The 18821-nt window shown below is 69.8% G+C and carries 21 protein-coding genes and 3 pseudogenes; 12 read left to right on the plus strand and 12 right to left on the minus strand.

Translation table 11 applies throughout. The annotated features are described in order from the left end of the window. Window positions 1–157: 157 nt before the first annotated feature. Window positions 158–757, minus strand: coding sequence for a TetR/AcrR family transcriptional regulator (locus tag J2Z30_RS42970; protein ID WP_044582672.1), 600 nt, complete (start codon window positions 755–757; stop codon window positions 158–160). Between the two features lie 98 nt (window positions 758–855). Between J2Z30_RS42970 and J2Z30_RS42975 the strand changes: the two genes are divergently transcribed. From J2Z30_RS42975 to J2Z30_RS50355, 6 genes and pseudogenes are all read left to right on the plus strand, one after another. Beyond that, window positions 856–1884 carry a zinc-binding dehydrogenase gene (locus tag J2Z30_RS42975; RefSeq protein WP_044582674.1) on the plus strand — a complete coding sequence of 343 codons (1029 nt, stop codon included), beginning with the start codon at window positions 856–858 and terminating at the stop codon, window positions 1882–1884. Further along, entirely contained in the window at window positions 1884–2486 is a 603-nt protein-coding gene (locus J2Z30_RS42980) for an NADPH-dependent F420 reductase (RefSeq protein ID WP_044582675.1), read from the plus strand. Before J2Z30_RS42975 ends, J2Z30_RS42980 begins: the two co-directional genes overlap by 1 nt. Before the next feature lie 65 nt (window positions 2487–2551). Next, complete coding sequence (locus J2Z30_RS42985; RefSeq protein ID WP_044582730.1) at window positions 2552–3661, plus strand: alkene reductase; 1110 nt, start codon at window positions 2552–2554, stop codon at window positions 3659–3661. Between the two features lie 4 nt (window positions 3662–3665). Further along, window positions 3666–4034, plus strand: a pseudogene (locus J2Z30_RS50350) (MMPL family transporter); the annotation flags it as partial. 292 nt (window positions 4035–4326) lie between these two features. Next, window positions 4327–4688, plus strand: a pseudogene (locus J2Z30_RS42995) (response regulator); the annotation flags it as partial. A 1-nt stretch (window position 4689) separates the two neighbouring features. Further along, window positions 4690–4896 (plus strand): annotated as a pseudogene (locus tag J2Z30_RS50355) (FAD-dependent oxidoreductase); the annotation flags it as partial. 61 nt (window positions 4897–4957) lie between these two features. Here J2Z30_RS50355 and J2Z30_RS51965 read toward each other — a convergent pair. The 3 genes from J2Z30_RS51965 to J2Z30_RS43010 are packed head-to-tail and all read right to left on the minus strand — an operon-like array spanning window position 4958 to window position 7596. Beyond that, on the minus strand, window positions 4958–5248 hold the full coding sequence (locus J2Z30_RS51965; RefSeq protein WP_078957456.1) for an FAD-dependent oxidoreductase: 291 nt from the start codon (window positions 5246–5248) through the stop codon (window positions 4958–4960). 39 nt (window positions 5249–5287) lie between these two features. Then, a complete protein-coding gene (locus J2Z30_RS43005; protein WP_245389096.1) occupies window positions 5288–6652 on the minus strand; it encodes an APC family permease in 1365 nt (454 codons plus the stop codon). 17 nt (window positions 6653–6669) lie between these two features. Continuing rightward, the gene (locus J2Z30_RS43010; protein ID WP_078957457.1) at window positions 6670–7596 is read right to left on the minus strand and encodes a carbon-nitrogen hydrolase family protein; all 927 of its coding nucleotides are present in this window, start codon (window positions 7594–7596) and stop codon (window positions 6670–6672) included. A 122-nt stretch (window positions 7597–7718) separates the two neighbouring features. On the opposite strand from J2Z30_RS43010, the gene J2Z30_RS43015 reads away from it, so the two are divergent. After that, window positions 7719–8348, plus strand: coding sequence for a TetR/AcrR family transcriptional regulator (locus J2Z30_RS43015; protein ID WP_044582732.1), 630 nt, complete (start codon window positions 7719–7721; stop codon window positions 8346–8348). 229 nt (window positions 8349–8577) lie between these two features. On the opposite strand, the gene J2Z30_RS43020 is transcribed toward J2Z30_RS43015, so the two are convergent. Together J2Z30_RS43020 and J2Z30_RS43025 are read right to left on the minus strand one after the other, a co-directional pair. After that, window positions 8578–9162, minus strand: a complete 585-nt coding sequence (locus J2Z30_RS43020) for a short chain dehydrogenase (RefSeq protein WP_044582679.1) — start codon at window positions 9160–9162, stop codon at window positions 8578–8580. A 125-nt stretch (window positions 9163–9287) separates the two neighbouring features. After that, complete coding sequence (locus J2Z30_RS43025) at window positions 9288–9464, minus strand: hypothetical protein (RefSeq protein WP_209469094.1); 177 nt, start codon at window positions 9462–9464, stop codon at window positions 9288–9290. Window positions 9465–9500: 36 nt separating this feature from the next. Between J2Z30_RS43025 and J2Z30_RS43030 the strand changes: the two genes are divergently transcribed. Both J2Z30_RS43030 and J2Z30_RS43035 read left to right on the plus strand, forming a co-directional pair. Continuing rightward, the gene (locus J2Z30_RS43030; protein ID WP_044582680.1) at window positions 9501–9842 is read left to right on the plus strand and encodes a DUF8825 domain-containing protein; all 342 of its coding nucleotides are present in this window, start codon (window positions 9501–9503) and stop codon (window positions 9840–9842) included. Window positions 9843–9981: 139 nt separating this feature from the next. Then, window positions 9982–10347, plus strand: coding sequence for a hypothetical protein (locus J2Z30_RS43035; RefSeq protein WP_044582681.1), 366 nt, complete (start codon window positions 9982–9984; stop codon window positions 10345–10347). A gap of 124 nt (window positions 10348–10471) precedes the next feature. Here J2Z30_RS43035 and J2Z30_RS43040 read toward each other — a convergent pair whose 3' ends face one another. Beyond that, window positions 10472–10951 (minus strand): PLL family lectin, encoded by a 480-nt coding sequence (locus tag J2Z30_RS43040; RefSeq protein ID WP_209469083.1) that lies wholly within the window; start codon window positions 10949–10951, stop codon window positions 10472–10474. A 316-nt stretch (window positions 10952–11267) separates the two neighbouring features. Between J2Z30_RS43040 and J2Z30_RS43045 the strand changes: the two genes are divergently transcribed. Together J2Z30_RS43045 and J2Z30_RS51175 are read left to right on the plus strand one after the other, a co-directional pair. Then, the gene (locus J2Z30_RS43045) at window positions 11268–12176 is read left to right on the plus strand and encodes a peptidoglycan-binding protein (protein WP_044582733.1); all 909 of its coding nucleotides are present in this window, start codon (window positions 11268–11270) and stop codon (window positions 12174–12176) included. Beyond that, window positions 12173–12997 (plus strand): helix-turn-helix domain-containing protein, encoded by an 825-nt coding sequence (locus tag J2Z30_RS51175; protein ID WP_044582683.1) that lies wholly within the window; start codon window positions 12173–12175, stop codon window positions 12995–12997. Before J2Z30_RS43045 ends, J2Z30_RS51175 begins: the two co-directional genes overlap by 4 nt. 230 nt (window positions 12998–13227) lie before the next feature. Here J2Z30_RS51175 and J2Z30_RS43055 read toward each other — a convergent pair whose 3' ends face one another. The 4 genes from J2Z30_RS43055 to J2Z30_RS51180 form a co-directional block, all read right to left on the minus strand. Continuing rightward, on the minus strand, window positions 13228–13923 hold the full coding sequence (locus tag J2Z30_RS43055; protein WP_044582684.1) for a hypothetical protein: 696 nt from the start codon (window positions 13921–13923) through the stop codon (window positions 13228–13230). Beyond that, window positions 13920–14249, minus strand: a complete 330-nt coding sequence (locus J2Z30_RS43060) for a hypothetical protein (protein ID WP_052702198.1) — start codon at window positions 14247–14249, stop codon at window positions 13920–13922. The genes J2Z30_RS43055 and J2Z30_RS43060 overlap by 4 nt, the downstream gene beginning before the upstream one ends. A gap of 681 nt (window positions 14250–14930) precedes the next feature. After that, complete coding sequence (locus J2Z30_RS43065) at window positions 14931–15137, minus strand: hypothetical protein (protein WP_044582685.1); 207 nt, start codon at window positions 15135–15137, stop codon at window positions 14931–14933. 55 nt (window positions 15138–15192) lie between these two features. Then, entirely contained in the window at window positions 15193–16089 is an 897-nt protein-coding gene (locus tag J2Z30_RS51180; RefSeq protein ID WP_209469084.1) for an EamA family transporter, read from the minus strand. Window positions 16090–16195: 106 nt separating this feature from the next. Here J2Z30_RS51180 and J2Z30_RS43075 point away from each other — a divergent pair, with 106 nt between their 5' ends. Further along, entirely contained in the window at window positions 16196–16753 is a 558-nt protein-coding gene (locus J2Z30_RS43075; RefSeq protein ID WP_044582687.1) for a CGNR zinc finger domain-containing protein, read from the plus strand. Window positions 16754–17494: 741 nt separating this feature from the next. Here the strand turns inward: J2Z30_RS43075 and J2Z30_RS43080 are convergent. Then, complete coding sequence (locus J2Z30_RS43080) at window positions 17495–18655, minus strand: NAD(P)/FAD-dependent oxidoreductase (protein ID WP_044582688.1); 1161 nt, start codon at window positions 18653–18655, stop codon at window positions 17495–17497. Window positions 18656–18821 lie beyond the last annotated feature (166 nt).

Below are 18821 nucleotides of genomic sequence, written 5' to 3' on the forward strand. Positions count from 1 at the left end.
GCAGGTGGACGAGGCTGCGCATGCCGTAGGAGTGTCACCTCGGCCAGCACGGCGCACGTGGCTGCGGTCTGAGATGCCGTCCCGGGAGCACACAGGCGTGAGCACTCCCTCCAGCTGACAGCCGGTCAGTCGGTCAGTCGGTCAGTCGGTCAGTCGGTCAGCCGAGAGCGTGGGCGCGGCAGGTCCGCAGAATCTCGTCGGACAGTTCGGGCTGGGCGTGGCTCACGGCGCGGGCGAGGGCCATTGCCCCTACGAGTCGGCTGAGGAGCAGCACCGCACGGTCCCGCGCCTCCTGTGAGGTGATCTCCCCTTCGTGCTCGCGGGCGAACTCCTGGGCGAAGCCGGTGAGGTATCCCTCCACGCCGCTCGCGTAGGCGCGCTGGACCGTGTCGCTGTGCCGTCCGGCGTCGGTGACCAGGGAGGCGGAGGGACAGCCGCCGTCCGGGGCGTCGCGGTGGGCGGCCGAGAGGTAGTTGTCCACCACTCGCTTCAGCGGTGGGCCGGTGAGATCGGCGCCTTCCTCAAGGGCCTGGTCCAGGGCGCCCAGAGAGGCTTTAAACGAGGCGCCGCATGCCTCGGCGGCCAGATCGCCTTTGGATGCGAAGTGGTTGTAGAAGCCGCCGTGGGTCAGGCCTGCTTCCTTCATCAGTTCGGCGATCCCTACGGAATCGACGCCCTGCGAGCGGAACATGCGTCCTGCCGCCTCGACGATGTTCTGCCGGTTCCTGGCCTTGTCTTCCCTGGTGATCCGCGGCATGGCCGCCCTCCTGCGTCGGCAGTGTTTGACGTTTTCAATGTTACCTCTCATAATTATTTTTAATGTTGTCCAACATCAAAAAGTGTGTGGAGGCGCCTATGCGCACCGTGGAGTACACCCGCCAAGGGGAAGCCGCACAGGTACTGACGCTGAGGGAGGAGCGCCACCGGCCGGCTCCCGGCGTCGGAGAGGTTCTGGTCCGCATGCTGGTCCGGCCCATCCATCCGGGGGACCTGGTCGGTGTGGAGGGTCTGCCGGGGCAGCCGGAACAGCAGTCGGGGGCCCGGACTCCCGGAGTGGAGGGGATGGGCGTCGTCGAGAGCCTCGGAGCGGACGTCCGCACACTGCGCCCGGGGCAGCGGGTGGCGGTTTTCCCGGCGCCGGGAACATGGAGCGACTTCGTCGTGGTTCCGGCCGATCTGGCGGTGCCGGTGCCGGCGGGGGTCAGCGACGAGACTGCAGCCCTGATGCTGGTCAACCCGCTGACGCTGTGCATGCTGTACCGCGCGATGGAGAAGGCCCTGCGCGGGCAGACGAATCCCGTGCTCCAGACCGCCGCCGGCTCGTCCATCGGCAGGTTGGTCGGCGCGGCCGCGGTCCGGCACGACCTGCAGTTGATCAATCTCGTGCGCAGCACCTCCGGCGCCGAGAGGATGCGGACGCTGTACCCCTCCCAGCCCGCGATCGCGACATGCGACGACGACTGGCAGGGACAAGTCCGCCGGCATGCCGGCGAGCGCGGCGTCCAGGTGGTCCTCGACTGTGTCGGCGATGCCATGACCCAGGACCTCGCCGGACTGCTCGCCGACGGCGGCACTCTGATCTCCTACGGACAGCTGGGTTCCGGCACGACACCGTTGGAGGCGCTGCCTCTCATGGCGCGGGCGCTGACGGTGCGGGGGGTGTCGATACTGCGCTGGATGAGCCGCACCCCCAAGGAGCGGGCCCGGGATGTCGCCTTCGCCCAGGACCTGTCGCAGAGCACGCCGGACCTGCTTGAAGTGGCGGCCAGCTACGACCTCGCCGACTTCAAGGCGGCCATCGAGCACGCCCGCCGACCGGCCAAGAGCGGAACCGTCCTGCTCACCACCCCGCGGACGGCCGACTCCGGACACGGGGCCGCCTGATGAAGATCGGAATGCTCGGAGCCGGCGCAGTCGCCCAGGCCATCGCCCGGCACGCGATCCGTCACGGCCACGAGGTCGTGCTCAGCAACAGCCGAGGACCTGCCTCCCTGGCCCCGCTGGTCAAGGACCTCGGCGCGCTCGCGACGGCCGCAACCCCTGCGGAGGCCGCCGCTGCGGACCTCGTCGTGCTCTCGGTCCGCTGGCCGCAGATCCCTGACGCCGTCGCCGGGCTCCCCCGCCTGGACGGGACCGTCGTCATCGACGCCACCAATCAGTTCTCCTCCTCTCCCCCGAACCCGAAGATCGCCGACCTGGGCGACCTCACCGGCAGCGAATACGTGGCCTCCCTGCTTCCCGGCGCGCGCGTGGTCAAGGCATTCAACGCCCTCTACGCGCAGTTCATCGCACGAGATCCCCGCCACGAGGCGGGGCGGCAGGTGCTGTTCCTCGCCGGCGACGACGCCGACGCCAAGAACACGGTGCAAGTCCTGACCTCCGAGTTCGGCTTCGCCCCTGTCGACCTCGGAACGCTGCGCGAGGGAGGACGCCTCATCCAGCTCGGCGGCCCTCTGTCCGCCCTCCACGCCCTCAAGCAGGACTGATCCCACCAACCCGCTCGTGCTCCTCGTGTCCGCGAGGAGCGCCTTGCGTCACGAAAGAGATGTTCATGTCCGACCAGACCTCAGTACCCGGCACCCAGCCCCTCCTGCAGCCTGTTCAACTGGGCGCGCTCAAGCTGCCCAACCGCGTCGTCATGGCTCCCATGACGCGCTCCCGGGCCGGCAACGAGGAACTGGCCCCCACCGCCCTGCACGCCACTTACTACACGCAGCGCGCCGGCGCCGGCCTGATCATCAGCGAAGGGACCTGGGTCAGCACGGACGCGATCGGCTTCATCAACGTCCCCGGCATCTACACGGACGCCCAGACCGCCGGCTGGGCCAAGGTCACCGAAGCCGTGCACTCCGCGGGAGGGATGATCGTCTCGCAAGTCGGCCACGCCGGCGCCGCCTCCCACCCGGACCACCACGGCGGCAGGCTCCCCGCCGGCCCTTCGGCGATCAATCCCCACGAGATGTCCTTCACCCCCGACGGCCCGAAGGACTCCCTCACGCCACGCGCCCTGAGCGCCGCGGAGATCGCCACCACGATCGACTCCTACCGGCAGGCGGCCGCCAACGCCCTGCGCGCCGGGTTCGACGGCCTGGAGATCCACGCCCAGGTGTCCCATCTCGTGGCCCAGTTCCTCAACCCACGCCTCAACCAGCGCACCGACGCCTACGGCGGCAGCAGTGAGAAGCGGGCTCAGTTCCTCTTCGACATCGTGGACGCCGTCAGCAGCGTGTGGGGCAGCGACCACATCGGAATCAAACTCTCCCCCTACTGGAATCACGGGCCCTTCACTGCAGATGCCGAGACGCTGGCCGAGTACGACCAGCTCCTCAAGCGCCTCAGCGACAGCAACCTGGCCTACCTCCACCTCCTCGGCCCGGAACCCGGCACGGGAACTGACGACACCCTCACCGCATTCACCCGCTACCGCGCCCACTACCACGGCGCCGTCATCGCCAACCTCGGCTTCACGCAAGCGAGCGGCAACGGGCTCCTCGAACGGCAACTGGCCGACGCGGTCTCCTTCGGCGCCCCCTTCATCGCGAACCCAGACCTCGTCGACCGGTTCACTCACGGCCACCCTCTCGCCGCCGGCAACCGCGACACGTACTTCGCCGGTGGCGTGGAGGGATACACGGACTACCCCGCAGTGACCGGCTCCTAGGTGTATGCGGGAGGCCTACGTCCACGGCGAGGACGCCCGGCAAGCCGTGGTGTCCGACTTCCGGCACAGCGCACGGGTGGTGATGACCGCCGCGCTCATCATGATCGCGGTGCCCTCCGGGTTCATCTTCGAGAACGCATCAACGATCAAGATGATCGGCTCCGGCCTGGCCGCCGCCGTGGTCTTGGACGCCGTCGTCGTCCGCATGGCCATCGTTCCGGCCATGCTCGCCCTGCTCGGCGACAAGGCATGGTGGCTGCCGAAGGGGCCCGACCGCATCCTGCCGCATGTGGACGTGGAGGGCGCGGCCCTCACCCGCCGACCGCAGAACGTAGCCCCCGATGCTGCGGCGGCTTCCAGTGAACCGGCCCGCGTCCAGAGGGTCGTGCTCAGCAGCGCACCGGGCCGTCCGAGACCGGGTCTCGGACGGCCCGCACGGCTCTATGCCGGTTCGTCGGCGACCATGGCAGAGACGCAGAACCGACCGTGCCACCGCCCTTGGCCGGCGGCGGATACGGCCTCATGAGCATGCGCGAGCGCGCCCACTCCGCCGGCGGCGAGCTGCGAGCCGGTCCCGCCCCGAGGGTGGCTTCGACGTCATCGCAACCCTCCCGCTCCACCCCCACCCGGACGGACTCCCCGGCCGACTGCCCCCAGGAATCCCGCTGACCATCCGTGTTCTGCTCGCCGACGACCACGCCCTCCTGCGGGGCGCCTCCAGCTTGCTGACCGACTCCTGCGAGGACCTGGAGATGGCCGGAGAGGCCGCCACCGGCCAGGAAACCGTGGACCTCGCCCATGCTCTGCGCCCCGACGCCGTCCTGATGGACATCCGCATGCCGGGCACCGACGGGCCGGCCGCCACCGCCGCCATCTGCGCCGCCCCCCCCTCGCCAGCACCCGGGTCCTCGTCCTGTACGCAGCTCGGGCCCTGCGCCTGGGAGCCGGCGGCCTCCTCGGCAAGCACGTCACCACCGACGCCCTGCCGGCGGGCATCCGCACCATCGCCGCGGGCGAGGCACTCCTCCTACGGCCCGACACATGGCGGACGCGTCGCCCACGCTGCTGGATTTACCGGCCTTGGCGTAGGCGCTTCTCGGTTCGCCGCCGATGTCATGCCGGACTTGCTCGCAGGCATGGACACCGAGCGGACCCGTCTGCCTATGGTGCGTGAACGGCCGATGCCCTTTCCGCCCGAGCCCATCGCTTGGGTTGGGATCCAACTGACCCGTAGAGGGCCCCCTGAGCGGTTACATCGATTCCGCCCTGGCGGCGAGCTGCAGCTGACGAGGGGCTTCAGCGGAGGGAACCGCCCCGGTGTCCGGGTGGCTGCGTGCCACCCGGACAAGCGGCCGCACAACGACTCCGCGGTGAAGGTGCGCCTGGGTGAAGTGGTGCGGCATCCGACCGGAAAGAGCGCGTGCCATGACCCGGGCAGGACTCGATCACGGTGGCCCGTATCCCCCGGGCTCTGACCGCCGCCGCGACTTCCGGGCCGATCAATCCCCCGCCGACGATCACGACATCGTCGGCACCGTCGAGCGCCTTGCGAAGCCCTTCTGCTTCCTGTGCCGACGGTAGCCGCAGGCCCGTCCTTTCGCTCTTGGCCCCTTCACCGGCAGTGTTTCAAGGCGTTGGCCGAACAGAGCCTGCCGATTCTGCTCGTGCGGGTCCGTCTTCAGCAGCGGGCTTAAGTTGCAGTTCTGGGGCGGGGCGGCGGAAGCCTGTGGTGACCACTGCGAGCCAGGCGATGCCGATGGCCAGCCAGCCGAGGCCGAGTTCGACGGCGGTGCTGCCGAGCTGGGTGATCAGGTAGACGTCGACAGCGGCGCCGGCGACAGGTAGCAGAAAGTAGCGCACGCGCGAGTGTCGGGTCCCCGAGCGCCACTGTCTCACCGCGTAGGCGATCACGCACAGGTTCACGAGTGTGAAGCTGAGGAACGCTCCGAAGTTGATGAAGGAGGTGGCATCGGCCAGGGAGAGGTTCATGGCGAGAAGGCCAACGAGCCCGATGATCAGCACGTTGGTGACGGGGGTGAGCAGCTTGCGGTGCAGGCGTCCGAAGATCTGACGCGGGAGGGCGCCGTCACGGCCCATCACGAACATCAGGCGGCTGGTGCTGGCCTGGATGGCGACGCATGAGGCGAAGCCGCCGAGCATGCTGATGATGTTGGCGACGTCGGCGAAGGTCTGTCCTCCGACGGTGGTGGAGACGAGGTATCCGGCGGAGTTCTCGTCGGGGAAGGCTCCGCCCGGGTGGGCCCACTGCATCAGGAAGGAGATCACGATGAAGATCGCGCCGCCGGTCAGCACGGTCAGGACGATACTGCGCGGGATGGTGCGCCGCGGATCGTGCACCTCTTCGCTGAGGGTGCTCACGGCGTCGAATCCGAGGAAGGCGTAGGCGGCGACGGCGGCGGCTGCGGTGACCGCGGACAGGCTGGTGGTGTTGTTCCAGAAGGCGTGTGTGGCCGCGGGGGTGCCGCCGTGGCCGGATCCGTAGTGGACACAGAGCACGGCGAGTATGACGAGGGTAGCGGTGACGCCTACGAGCAGGACTCGGTTGATGCGATCGGCTGTCTTGAGCCCGATGACGTTGATGCCGGTGGCGAGGGAGACGTTGATGACCAGCCAGGCCCATTCCGGTACGGCCGGGAACTGGGCGTGGAGGTAGACGGCTTGCAGGAGCCAGGCGACCATCGGCAGGAAGAGATAGTCGAGCAGGAGGGCCCATCCGGCGAGGAAGCCGATACGCGAGTCGAGTTCCTTGCGGGCGTAGGTGTAGACGGAGCCCGAGCTGGGGTGGAGCCTGGCCATCTTCGCGTAACTGAGACCGGTCAGCAGCATCGCGCCGGTGGCGATCACGTATGCGGTGGGCGCGGCGCCTCTGCTGGTGGCGGCGATCACGCCGAAGATCGAAGTGACGACGGCAGGAGCCATGTAAGCCACGCCGAAGGCGACCACGGACAGGAGCCCGAGATCTCCGCGCATACGGGTTGGCTGATCTGTCACGGCATTCTCGCTTCTGTGAGCGTACGACGGACCTCGGTGGAGTGGCCGAGAAGGGTGGGGGCGGTGGCGCCGGTCCAGGTCGCCGGGTCGATCCGGCCCTGATACAGCGGCAGGGCCAGGGGGCGGTCGTCGGGGCGGAACTGCTGCCAGGGCCGGTTGAGAGCGGCGGTGCCCAGTCGGCGGACGTTGGTGACCTCGTCGAGGTCGATCACGTCGGTGAGGGTGGTGTCACTATCGCCCGCCGCCTCGGAACGGACGGCGCCCTGGGGGTCGATGAGCAGGCTGCGACCGGTGCCGACCGGCGCGGCACAGTTGACGCCGGCGACGAAGAGCTGATTGACGATGGCGTTGGCCCGGGACAGCACAAGTTCCTGGGCCCGGTCGCTGCCGGAGGTCTGCACGAAGTTGAGGACGAGCTCGGCACCCATCCAGGCGAGATGACGGGTGGTCTCGGGAAACCATGCGTCGTAGCAGATCGACAGTCCGACCCGGCCTATCCCGTCAAGATCGAGGACGGTGAACTCGGCGCCGGGCGTCACGGTCTCGTAGGGCCGCCACGGGAAGATCTTGCGGTAGGCCGCGATGCGTTCACCGTGCGGGGAGTAGACGGGGGCGGTGTTGTAGACGCGCCCGTCGGTGCCGCGTTCGTAGAGGCTGCCCGGTGCGAGCCAGATGCCGAGATCACCGGCGATCTCGGCGAGGGCGCGGTCACGCGAACCGCCGAGAGGCTCGGCGAGAGCTTCCGGCACCTCGGCGGGGTCGGCGTGGCCGGCCGCGCCGCCCAGATGAAGCTCGGGGTAGACGACCAACGGCGCGGCGGGGAGTCCTGCCGTGCGCCTTCGTACGTCGGCGGCGAGGCCGTCCAGATCGGCGGCGGGGCGCTGGGCCGCCTGGGCCAGGACGAGAGGGAGGGGACGGGACATGGGTCACCAGGTCTGATTCGGGGATTTGTTAAACAAAATTTAGTTAATGAATGAGGGCCGGTCAATGGGTTGTCGCACGCCGACCTCCGGCCGGCGTCTGACGGTGTGCGAGCATGTCGGCCATGGCACGACCGAGGAACCAGGCGGAACGCCGCGCCCAGCTGATCAGCGCGACCGCCGCAACCGTGGTGGAGCTCGGGGCCACCGCGACCAAGCTGCGGGACGTCGCCAGGGCCGCCGGCGTCACACCCGCCTCGGTGCTCTACTACTACTCCGACATCCAGGAACTGTTCGCCGCAGTGTTCGAGCGCAGTGCTGCGACCTACTTCGTCAGCCGTCAGGAGGCCATCGCTACGGCAGACGGTCCTGTGGCACGCTTGCGTGCCTGCATCCGCAGCGGAGTGCCCTGGCCCGGAGAAGGCGAGCAGAGCACCCGGTTGCTCTTCGAGTTGTTTCCGGTAGCGCTGCGTCACGAGAACGCAGCCCAACGGCAGCGCGACTTCGTCGAGCAACAAGCCGACCTGTACCGTCAGGTGCTCGAACTCGGGCGAGACAGCGGCGACTTCGTGCTGAGCGGTGACGCCTCGACACTGGGACGCTCGTTCGTGGCACTGGAAGACGGATACGCAATGGATCTGCTGGTCGGCAGCGTGACCGCTCAGGACATCGAAGACCAACTGCTCGACCACGCACGCGTCGTCACCGGCAACACGGCCTTCGGCTCCGGTCCAGCGCGGCACCGCGAGGACTGACCCGAAACGCAGCCCATGAACGCTTCCGCCGACGGGACCTGGGCCCGCCAAGAGTGGCCGGGCGAGGCGATCGGCCACTTCCGCGGCGGGCCGACCACGAGTATGGGTCCCCTCCGGTGTCCGTGGCGGGCCGTTGATTGGAGAGGAACCAGCCAAGGCCGGCTGACACCCAGGCCCCGTCTCGATGGCCCGCCGCCCGCACGGCCGGCGGGCCATCCCCATCGGGCAGTTACGGACGTATGGTCTGGCCCTGTGCGGTGCCTTCCACGGCCTCCACATACACACGGGCTACCTCGGAGACGGGAGTACCGTCGGCCGAGTCCATGCCCATGTTTTCCAAGGTCTCCTTGATCCATCCAGGGCTGATTAGATTGATCCGCAGATTCCGCGACAGCTCACCAGCCGCGTTGCGGACGAAACCCTCCAGGCCAGTGTTGATGAGGGCTCCCAGCGACCCACCGGTCAGCGGCGCGGAGAAGGTGCCCCCCGTCAGGGTGACGGAGCCGCCGTCCCGCAGATGACGCACGGCACGCCGGGCCAGAGCAACCTGTCCCAAGAGCTTGCCCCGCACTCCGGCAGCGATCTCGTCATCTGCCGCTGACACCAAGTCCACCAGCGGGCCGCTGGCGGCACAGCACACCACCGCGTCGAGGTCTGGCAGCTCGTCGAAGAGCGCATCCAGGGAGGAAGGATCTTCCAGATCCGCCTTCACCGGGCCTCTACGCGAAGCCTTCACGACATGATGAGAAGCCTCTAAGGCGCTGGCGACAGCAGTACCGACCGTTCCGGTCGCCCCGATCACAAGTACTTTCATGTCACCGATGATCTCAGTGGTGGCACGCCGACATGCTGCCGCCTGGTCCAACTGCCGTCATTTCTCGTGAACAGCAACGACCCTCAAAATCTCCAACTGCTGCCCAAACCGGCAAACAAACGTTGCTACTTGAAGTGAACGAAGCCAGTCCGCACAGTCACCCCACCGACGTGGGCGTCCGCACGCACATGCGCCGTCGTCAGCGCCCCGGCCGCATCCAGCTCCAGCAGCCGCGCCACCAGCACCGGCCTGGAGACCCCCAACCCCGCCGAGACCCGACGACACTGCGGGCGGCGGCTCATCGCCCCCAAGAATCGAACAGACGCATCATCCCGGTTATGGCCAGAGCCTACGGCTTTCCCCCGGACCTGCTCGCCGCGCAGGAAGAACTTCACCAGGTCGCCGTCGCCCTCACCGCGCTCCTCGAGGGCCTTCCGTGGTCCGTTGAGCCGCACCCTGGATTCAGTGACCCCGGCATCTGGCGCTCGCGGAAGCGCCCCGCGACCGACGGCTGGTCCGAGGAGGACCAGGCGGAGGTACGGCGGCTGCGGGACCGGCAGCGGGAGCTGACCATCACCGTCGTCACCCACGCCTTCTGGGCAGCCTTCGAGGGTCCGGACCTCGTCACCGCGCGGATGCAGCTCAAGCACACCCACGACGCCGACGCATCCGCCGCGTAGCTGTGGACGCCTTCAGCCCTGACGCTCCGGACCCGGACGCCCCCGGGCCTCCGGCGTGGGTCGAGCCGGCTGACGGTCAGAGTGTCACAGCCCAAATCATCGGCCGCCCCGACCGCCGCGGTGCCGGGGGTGGGCCGAGGTGGAGCTGCCGAACCGCATCACGGTCGAGCCCGACACGATCGTGATGCGCGTCCCCGCTCGCCTGATCAGCGCCATCGAGGCCGCCGACTACTCCTGCGTTACTCCTCCGTGCCGACCCGGCGGAAACACCGGCCAGGCCGGCGGCCACCCCGCTCCTCCCCCGCCGCCCCGGCAGGCCGGTGGAGCGTGCAGCACCTGCCCGCGCCCGCCGGCGGCCCCGGGCGCCGGGGCATCCACCTACGAGTCATGCTGGATACCGACCAGCGACGCGGACCTCACGCTCGACCAGGCACTGCGCGAGCTCGCCCGGCCGGGCAGCGAACCGTGCGCCAGCTGCGACGCCCGCCATCTCCCGACGTCCTGATGCCGACGGGGACGGCATCGCCCGCCGGTCGCCCCAGCGCGCCTGGCCCGGACCCGGCTCCCGTTGGCGTGTCCCGGCCGGTGAGCCGGCCGGGACACGTATGGGTAACCGGGGTGTCAGCGCATTACCGCACGCTGTACCAGCCACTCCAAGAGCCGTTCGAATGGCGGGTGTTCAGCCACCTGTAATGATCGGTTCCCTTGCATTGGATGGTGAAATTCCATCCATCTCGGGGGTTCTTCCAGTACAAATCGATCGAGTCGTTCCCCGGCTCGATGCACTGGCCGCCCATGGATTTCCAGCCGCTGAGCCCACTCGCCGTCTGCCACTTGGTGTACGCCTGCCTGTTGGTCCCGATGACGAACGCCTGCGAGCGGCCGTTCGGCAACGTGTGCATGTACGAACTGCCGCAATAGAACTTGCCTCCCCACCCAGCAGTGAGGGTGCACCAACCGGCCTTCGCCCGTTCGGCACCCACACTGCTCGCGGGAGCGTCGGCGGCGGCCGGGCTGGCGCCGGCCGTGGGCATAAGCAGCGAGCCCACGCCCAAGGCGGCTGTCGCCGCCAGCAGAGCAACTCGTGCGCTGACCTTCCTGTTACGCATGGTGTTCCTTCCCCGTAGGCGTTGAGGGCGGCGCGGGGTGGACCGCGCCGCCCGGCTTGCACCACAGAGATTGCTGGCCATTTCGGACCGGGGCCAGTGAAGTGAGCCTGGCTGGGACAGCGTGGGACGTCCCACGCGTTGACCTGCCGGGATGTCAGGCGGGGTGCGGCATCGCAGGGACGCCCGCCCCCGTGGGGCATGGCCGAAAGGCACGGGCGTGGCACCTCGGCCGGAACCCGGAGCCTGCGCGAGGTGTACCAACAGAGCATAAGGAGGCGAAAGCCTCGGGGGATCCCTGACGCGTATGGGGTGGAGCATGGCGCGTTGGAAAGAACTGCCGGATTCGCTGGACCAGAGAGCCCGGCAGCTCGTGGTGCAGTTACGGAGACTGAAGGACCGCAGCGGGCTGAGTCTGGCCTCGCTTGAGGCCAAGACCGGATACAGCCGCTCATCGTGGGAGCGCTACCTCAACGGGAAGGCGCTGCCGCCACGGCACGCGGTCGGGGAGCTGGCACGGGTCACCGGGGCGGAGCCGACCCGGCTGCTGGTGCTGTACGAGGTGGCCGAGGAAGCCTGGCGGCAACGGGTCGCGCCGTCTTCATCAGCCGGCGCCAAGGACAGCGGCGGGCAGGGAGTACGGAACAAGGCGGCTGCCGAGCGTTCCGACGCGGCCGAGGATTCCGGTACGGCCGAGAAGCCTGGGGCCTGGAGGGAGCGGCCCGCGGCGGCAGCCGCCCCGCCGCCGGGAGAGCGCAGGCCCTTCGCCTTCGCCACCGTCGTGGCCGCCGCGCTCGTGGGGGTGGGGGCCGGAATGCTGATCGCCGCGCCCTGGGGCGATGACGACGGAGGGGGCGACAAGGCGAAGACGACGGTAGGCACGACCAGCGCACAGCCGGGCAGCGACACCGCCACCGCCACCGAGGGACCCGGGCAGTACATCTTCAAGCTGGGCAAGTCCTACCCCTGCAAGGTCCGCAGGACCGGCCCGGCGGGCGGGGAAGTGGGGGCGGGATACAGCACGACGCGCACCGCCGTCCTGGCCGGACCGGGCTGGGACGTGGTGGAGGCCCAGTGCCTGCTGCGGTATCACAAGATGGATCCGGGCACCGCCGACGGGATCTACGGCCAGCAGACCATAGCGGCCGTGGCGCGCCTGCAGAAGAAGGCCGGGCTGCCGGCGGACGGCATCGTGGGCCCGCACACCTGGCGGGTGCTGCGCGGATGACCGGCCCCGCACCGGAATGCGTGGCGCTGGCCGAGGGGCTCCGCGAAATGAGGGCCCGTACGGGCCTGAGCCTGGCGGCACTGGCCGAGCGCACCCCGTACAGCAAGTCGTCGTGGGAGCGCTATCTCAACGGGAAGAAACCAGCACCCAGGCAGGCCGTCGAGGCACTGTGCGCGATGACGGGGGAGCCCGCCGGGCGGCTGCTGGCGCTGTGGGAACTGGCGGACGCCGAGTGGAGCGGACGCGCCCGGCACACCCGCCCCGCTGTCCCGCCCCCGCCCACCCCGACCCCCGCAGATCCCGGGGGTGCCGTGGGCGCCCCCGGGTGGGCCCGGCGCCGGCGGCTGTTCACCGTCGGCACGGGGATGGTCGCGGTGGCCGCCGTCGCGGCGATAACGGCGCTGTCCGTGCGGGGCCCCGGCACTGGACAGCCTACGAGCCTGACGTCGCCGGCGCTGGATCCCGCCCCCGGATGCCAGGGGAAGTCGTGTGAGGGGAAGGATCCCGACCGCATGTCCTGCGGACTACCTGGCCGGGTGGACTCGCTCGGGCCGCAGCACCGCACCGGGACCGGTGCGAGTGTGGAGATTCGGTATAGCAGCGTATGCGCCGCCGCGTGGGGCCGGATCTGGCATTCGAAGGTCGGGGACGCGATCGAGGTCTCGGCCCCCGGCACCCGGCCCCATCGAATCGTCGTCAGAAACACGGCGGATGCGGGCGTCTACCGCTTCACGCCGATGGTCGGCGGCCCGGACCGGACCGATTTGCGGCTGTGCTTCATACCCGCGGGCGGTGCGGGCCGGAAGTGCTTCCACTCTTGAGCGCCTGCCCGCCCAGCACAGCTCTCCTGAATCGCCCTGTGGGGCTTGCCCCTGTGCGGCTTGGTCCTGTGGGGCTTGGTCCTGTGGGGCTTGACCCTGTGCGGCTTGGTCCTGTGAGGCTTGGTCCTGTGGGGCTTGCATGAGCCGTGTGCCGCGACGAGTGGCTCGCACGGCTCTGAGGGGGAGCGGCGGGGGGAGCCGCCGCTCCTACCCGGCACTGCCTCTGGTGATCAAGACTTGCGATCTTGCTCTGGGAGGTAGGGGCCGAAGTGATCGGCGACGATCTCCGCAACCGCAGCGGTGTCGCGGGACCCATCGATTGCGATCACGCGGATGCCGAGCTGGTGGGCCCGGCGGACGGCTTCCTCGGCGATGAGTCGGTCGCGAGCCAGCCGATTGGACTGTGCTTGGGCGGGGTCGCTGACGGGATGTCCGAGCGAGGCTGCTCGGGGTAGTTCGCGGACCTGCTGGTCGCGGAACTCGGCCGTGGGCACCATCACGATCATCCGGCGCGGTGAGTCGACGATGGGTGCGACAAGTTCGGGTCGAAGTCCCCAGCCTTCGGCGATGATCGGGTGGCCGGACACGAGCGCGCGCAGGTCGTCGAGAGCCCATTGGAACCGGTCCGGGAAGCCGGCCAGGGTCTCGGTGGCCATCGCTTCCGGGGTGGTGTGGACCCACATCCTGTCCAGGTCAGGCTCGGTAGTGGGCTCGGCGAGAGCGGCGCGGCGGGCGATCCTGCGATCGTTGTGACCGCGGGCGTCGTGGTAGTCGTAGTGGTAGGCGGTGACGCCGTATTGAACGGCCAGCCGCCGGGCGACGGTCGACTTGCCGGCCCATTGGCCGCCTCCGATCCACAACGCGCGGTGCAATGTGCCGAAGGGGTCCCAGACCTCACCGTCCGCGCGAGAGCTGTGGCTGGTCATCTGCTGTCCTCCTTCGTTGAGGTGCGGCCGCTGACCTCGGCGGCGTAGGCGGCCCAGTCTCCGGCGCCGGCTCGCTGCCATTGGACGGCGACGGTGATGTCGATGCCGAGGGTGCGGGTGAGGGCTGCTGCGGGCAGCTCGTTGGCGAGCTGGAGCAGGGCGGTCGAGCGGGCTTCGGTGAGCTCGGCGCCGCGGGTGGGTGCCAGCGGCGGTACATCGCGTAGAGCTTGCCGTTGTGAGAGGCGAGGGCCGGCTCGCCTCCCATGGCGCCGGCCGGGATGGTGGCCGGGTGTTCCCAGGTGTCGCCGGTGGTGTTCAGGAACCACGGATCGCGGTCGTTTCCACGGGTGGCCAACCACAGTTTGCCATCGTGGACGGTGATCGTCGGCGAATCCGGTGTACTCCAGCCCGGGGGCATGGCGAGATGACCGAATCGGTGACCCTCGGGGACGTACCGGCTGACGTGGTTGGCGCTGTCGGCCATGCGGCGGGCACACCAGATCCTGTCTTTGAACCCGGCGGTCGAGAACGGCCCGGCCGCTTCGCCCCGAGGTCGGCCGGCACTACAGACCCGGCGATCAGGCACACGTGCCGCCTGGACCGGGCTCTCCTCCGGCGGCTTCAACTTGCCGACCCACGCACGGGGCGACCACACCCCGGAAGACGCATTACAGCAGCTCAGCGAATTCCGTCGGTTGGCCTGGCCTTCCCCGAGCCGCTGGTCGAGGTGAAGCTCGTCGCCCGGGTCTGACCGGATCGCGCGCAGGGCCTCGTCCAGCGCAGAGCGATGCCGGTGCCTGCGGAACGGAGGGCCTCCTCGAGGAGGCCCGCACCAGGGCCCGCCGGCCAGCGGTCGAAGCACAGCAGGAACGGGAACCCCGCGCGGCAACCTGATCCAGACCGGCACCGACCCCTACCGCCTCGCCCTCCCCCAAGCCAGGGCCGCCGTTCAGGGCACTATCGCAGGCTGACCCGCTCTGCCCTACTGGTGGAGTCCCAGCGACGGACTACCGACGCTCGACGGGGAAGCTCTTGACCATCTCGCCGTTGACCAGGATGACGAGACAGCCGCAGCTCCCGACGCAGTATTCGACCTCACCTTCAGACGTGCGGTGGTGGGACCTCAGCGTCCACAACTGCGTTTCCGCCGGAGTCGGCTCGTGGCAGACGGGGCAGCGGTCGTCCGACGGCGTGAGCGCGGATGCGGGAGTCATGCCACCAACATGGCGTCACCGTCTAAGGCACTTCAACCATTACGTCGGGCGGGGCTCACGCGGGACGAGCGCCGGGGCGGTCCGCAGGTCCGACACGCCGAGCGGCGCGGCGCACCGACCAGGCGCCGGCCAGGACTACCAGTGCCATGGCGCACAGTTGACGTGCTGTGAGCTGTTCGCGCAGCAAAACGAAACCGACCCCCGCCGCCACGGCGGGGCTCAGTGCGAGCAGCACTCCGAAGGCGCGCACATCGATGCGCCGCAGGACCGCCATATCCAGCGAGTACGGGATCAGGGAGGACAGGAGGGCCACCACGAGCCCGGTGCCGAGGACGGCAGGGTGGGCCGCCACCGTGCCACCGTCCGTGACGGCGGTGACCGGAGTCAGCACGCAGGCGCCGCCGGCCAGCCCCAGGGTCAGGCCCGTCCAGTCGGGGAACAGGTGCCCGACCCGCCGGCTCATGGCCACATACCCGGCCCGGCACAGCGCGGCGGCGCCCCCCAGCAGCAGCCCGGCGGCGGAGAGCGAGGCTCCCGGGGTGGCCAGCAGAGTTACGCCCACAAGCGCAAGCAACGCCACCGCGAGGTGCTCGAGCCGACGGGAGAGAACGATCGACAAGGTGAGCGGCCCGAGCAGTTCCAAGGTAGCGGCCACCCCGATCGGCAGGCGGCTGATGGCCTGGAAGTACGCCAGGTTCATGGCCGCGAAGACCAGACCGAGTGAGATCGCCGCCCGCCACTGCACAGCCGTGATCTTCCGCAGTCGCGGCCGGACCAGTACCCACAGGATCGCGGCCGAGAAAAACAGCCGCATACCGGCCAGCGCCGTGGGACCGACTGTCCCATAGGCATCCTTGGCCACGGCCGAACCCGCTTGAAGGCTGACGATCTGAGTCAGCATCAACGCCGGAGCCGTCGCGGCGCCCTGCCACGGTGCGCGGGGGGTCTTCACCGTCGTGCTCCTCCGGGTCCTCTCCGTGGTCACGGCCGTGCTGGCCGCCCGGCCTGCCGCCGCGCGCCACTACAGCTCGGACCCCACACGATGGTGTAATTGCCCTATGCATTTCAACCATTACGGCGGGGAGGCCGCCCGGCTGGCTGCGGACCTGGTCAACCTGACCGCGCCACCACCCCCTGAGCACCTGGAACCACTACTCGCCACGCACGGCGTGGTGCACCGCACACTCACCGCCGCGCAGGCCGAGACGATCTGGACATGGAGCCGGCGCTTGGCCGCGTGCTTCGGGCGGCAGGACCTCGAAGAGCGGTGCCAGGCCGTCAATACACTTCTCGCCGACGCCTCCAGCAGCCCCCGGATCTCCCTGCATGACGGGCGTCCCCACCTGCACTACAGCACCACTGACGCCGACGCAGCCGCGCACATCCGAGCCGTCACCGCAGCCGGACTCGCCTACGTCGTGTGCTCCGCCGGCGCCGAACGGCTGGGGCGCTGCGCGCGCCACGACTGCGGTCTGGCATTCGTCGACACCTCCCGCAACGGCCGACGCGCCTACTGCTGCGTGCGCTGCGCCAACAACGACGCCGTGGCACGTCACCGCGAGCGGCTCCACGGTGACACCCGGCCGTCAACTGCACGCAAGACCCGGAGAACGTGACCGTCCGGGACGCCGCCATTTCACTTCCCACGGCGGCCTCGGGCTCGGCGGTCACACACACCTGTGTGAAGGCGACCACGCGTGGCGCGGGCCGACCGCGGCTCCCGTCGCCGCCCGAGTGAGCGCGGGCACGATGTGGTCCGCGAGCGCTTTCGGGCCCGCCCAGACCGCGATGGTGCCCTCGGCCAGTGCGCCCGCCACCCCCAGCATCGCCGGTCCCAACGCCCCGGCCAGCACCGACGGCGGCTCGGCGGCGGCTCGGCGGCGGGCGGGCTCACCTCGCCGACGACCCGTGAGCGTCTCGCCCTCCCAGGCGCACGCTCTCCCCGCGCAACAGCGGCACCAGCGCGGACAGATACTCGCGCAGGTGGCGGGCGGGCCGGTCGAAGGAGTAGCCGAACCGCCCCCCGACTATGTGCCGGTGGCATCAGTCGAACAAGCCGACGGCACCGTCCTTGACGGAGCCGGCCGCGTCACCCGCGGAGTCCGCGGTGTCACCCACGGAGCCGGCCGCGTCACTCGCGGCGTCGGAAACCTTGCCCGGTCCGCTCCCCCGCCTCGGCCTGTCGGTTGTCCAGGAGGCAGCTCTTGTCGTGAGTGCCCCGCGTGTCCCGTGCCATGGCCCGCTCATCGCACCCGGGCCAGGGCACGGTTGTGCTGGGCCTCAGGGGCGTGTCTTCACAGGGGTGCCCGGCCCTTTGCAGCGCTTCCTCACCCCAGCGTCATCACAGGTGTGCGAACTCAACCGGCGTCAGCGCGGTGCCCGCTCATCACTGCCAGGCTTTCGTCGCGGATGGGGTGTGAGGTGTCGCGGTCGGGCCGGTAGGGAGCCAGGGTGGGTTCGGGCATGGAAGTGGTGATCTCCTCGGCGGCGAGGGCGGCGAGGAGCGGGGCGAGGGTGACGCCGCTGTGGGTGGTGATGGTGTAGAGGCCGGGAGCCTGGAGATGCGGGCCGACCAGGGGAAGGCCGTCTTCGGGAACGGGGCGGACACCGATCCGGGTACCCCCCAGGGAGCGGAAGGCGGGCAGGATCGCGGCGCACCGGCTGAGGAGGTCCGCTTCGGGCGGCACATCAGCTGACGCGGTCGGGGCGAGGAGGGCGTCGACCGGCCAGGAGATGGCGCAGACCCGGTTGCCCGGGGCGGGGCGCAGATCGACGCCGGGGGTCGCGACGATGGCGCGCAGCGGCTCGGCGAGCGGGACGGACTCGCCCACCAGACCGGGGATCTGGAGCAACGGCAGCCTCACCCCGGCCAGTTCGGCGATGCGCCCGGCGTCGGGGCCCGCACAGTTGACGATGTGGTCGGCCTCGAAGCGCCGGCCCCGTGCCTCGGCGCCGCGTACCCGCTCACCGTCCAGCAGCAGGGCGGTGACGGGACTGTCGTAGCGGATGTCGGCGCCCAGGGCCGCGGCCCGGTCGAGGAGGGTGCGCGCGAGGAGGGGGGCGTCGTACCAGGCGGCGTCGTCGTGCACGACGAGTTCGGTGGCGCGGCAGGAGGCGGGGTCGACGGCAGGTGCGAGAGTGCGCAGCTCGCCGGGGTCGGCGGTGCGGCAGGGGTGCCCCCAGCCCGCGAGGCGTTCGGCACGCGCGCGCAGGATGCGCTGTTCCTCCTCGGTGTGGCCCCACTGGACGAGCGGCGCGGGGTGGCGCCAGCCGACGGCTCCTGTGCCCGCGTGGATCTCGTGCTCCAGCTCCCGGTGGAGCGCGGCGCTGCGCCGGTTGAGCAGGAAGTAGGAGTGGGGGGTCTTCAGATGGGTGACGTCGATGGAGAAGGTGGCGCTGGAGGTGCCCGGTGTGCGGCCGTCGGCGTCGAGCACGGTGACGCCGACACCTGCCTCGGCCAGGCGGTGGGCGGTGGCGGCGCCTATCACTCCGGCACCGATGACGAGGGCACGGGTCATGGAGAGACTCCTTCGGTGGCGGTCAGGTGTGGGGCGGTCGGAGAGCGTGCCCGGCGGCCGGAAGACCTTGCCGGGGAGGTCGGAGATCCCGGCGAGGTGGCCAGAGAACCTTGCGAGCGTTGCGAGGTGGCCAGATGCGAGGTGGTCAGAGAACGTTGCGAGGTGG

Origin of the sequence: Streptomyces iranensis, from assembly GCF_017874715.1 — a bacterium.
In the GTDB taxonomy this organism is placed as follows: Bacteria; Actinomycetota; Actinomycetes; order Streptomycetales; family Streptomycetaceae; genus Streptomyces; species Streptomyces iranensis.

Bases quoted from the DNA above. Each gene is read 5' to 3' on its own strand.
- J2Z30_RS42970 (WP_044582672.1), bottom strand. From the start codon at position 757: ATGCCGCGGATCACCAGGGAAGACAAGGCCAGGAACCGGCAGAACATC.
- J2Z30_RS42975 (WP_044582674.1), top strand. From the start codon at position 856: ATGCGCACCGTGGAGTACACCCGCCAAGGGGAAGCCGCACAGGTACTG.
- J2Z30_RS42980 (WP_044582675.1), top strand. From the start codon at position 1,884: ATGAAGATCGGAATGCTCGGAGCCGGCGCAGTCGCCCAGGCCATCGCC.
- J2Z30_RS42985 (WP_044582730.1), top strand. From the start codon at position 2,552: ATGTCCGACCAGACCTCAGTACCCGGCACCCAGCCCCTCCTGCAGCCT.
- J2Z30_RS43005 (WP_245389096.1), bottom strand. From the start codon at position 6,652: ATGCGCGGAGATCTCGGGCTCCTGTCCGTGGTCGCCTTCGGCGTGGCT.
- J2Z30_RS43010 (WP_078957457.1), bottom strand. From the start codon at position 7,596: ATGTCCCGTCCCCTCCCTCTCGTCCTGGCCCAGGCGGCCCAGCGCCCC.
- J2Z30_RS43015 (WP_044582732.1), top strand. From the start codon at position 7,719: ATGGCACGACCGAGGAACCAGGCGGAACGCCGCGCCCAGCTGATCAGC.
- J2Z30_RS43020 (WP_044582679.1), bottom strand. From the start codon at position 9,162: ATGAAAGTACTTGTGATCGGGGCGACCGGAACGGTCGGTACTGCTGTC.
- J2Z30_RS43025 (WP_209469094.1), bottom strand. From the start codon at position 9,464: ATGAGCCGCCGCCCGCAGTGTCGTCGGGTCTCGGCGGGGTTGGGGGTC.
- J2Z30_RS43030 (WP_044582680.1), top strand. From the start codon at position 9,501: ATGGCCAGAGCCTACGGCTTTCCCCCGGACCTGCTCGCCGCGCAGGAA.
- J2Z30_RS43040 (WP_209469083.1), bottom strand. From the start codon at position 10,951: ATGCGTAACAGGAAGGTCAGCGCACGAGTTGCTCTGCTGGCGGCGACA.
- J2Z30_RS43045 (WP_044582733.1), top strand. From the start codon at position 11,268: ATGGCGCGTTGGAAAGAACTGCCGGATTCGCTGGACCAGAGAGCCCGG.
- J2Z30_RS51175 (WP_044582683.1), top strand. From the start codon at position 12,173: ATGACCGGCCCCGCACCGGAATGCGTGGCGCTGGCCGAGGGGCTCCGC.
- J2Z30_RS43055 (WP_044582684.1), bottom strand. From the start codon at position 13,923: ATGACCAGCCACAGCTCTCGCGCGGACGGTGAGGTCTGGGACCCCTTC.
- J2Z30_RS43065 (WP_044582685.1), bottom strand. From the start codon at position 15,137: ATGACTCCCGCATCCGCGCTCACGCCGTCGGACGACCGCTGCCCCGTC.
- J2Z30_RS43075 (WP_044582687.1), top strand. From the start codon at position 16,196: ATGCATTTCAACCATTACGGCGGGGAGGCCGCCCGGCTGGCTGCGGAC.
- J2Z30_RS43080 (WP_044582688.1), bottom strand. From the start codon at position 18,655: ATGACCCGTGCCCTCGTCATCGGTGCCGGAGTGATAGGCGCCGCCACC.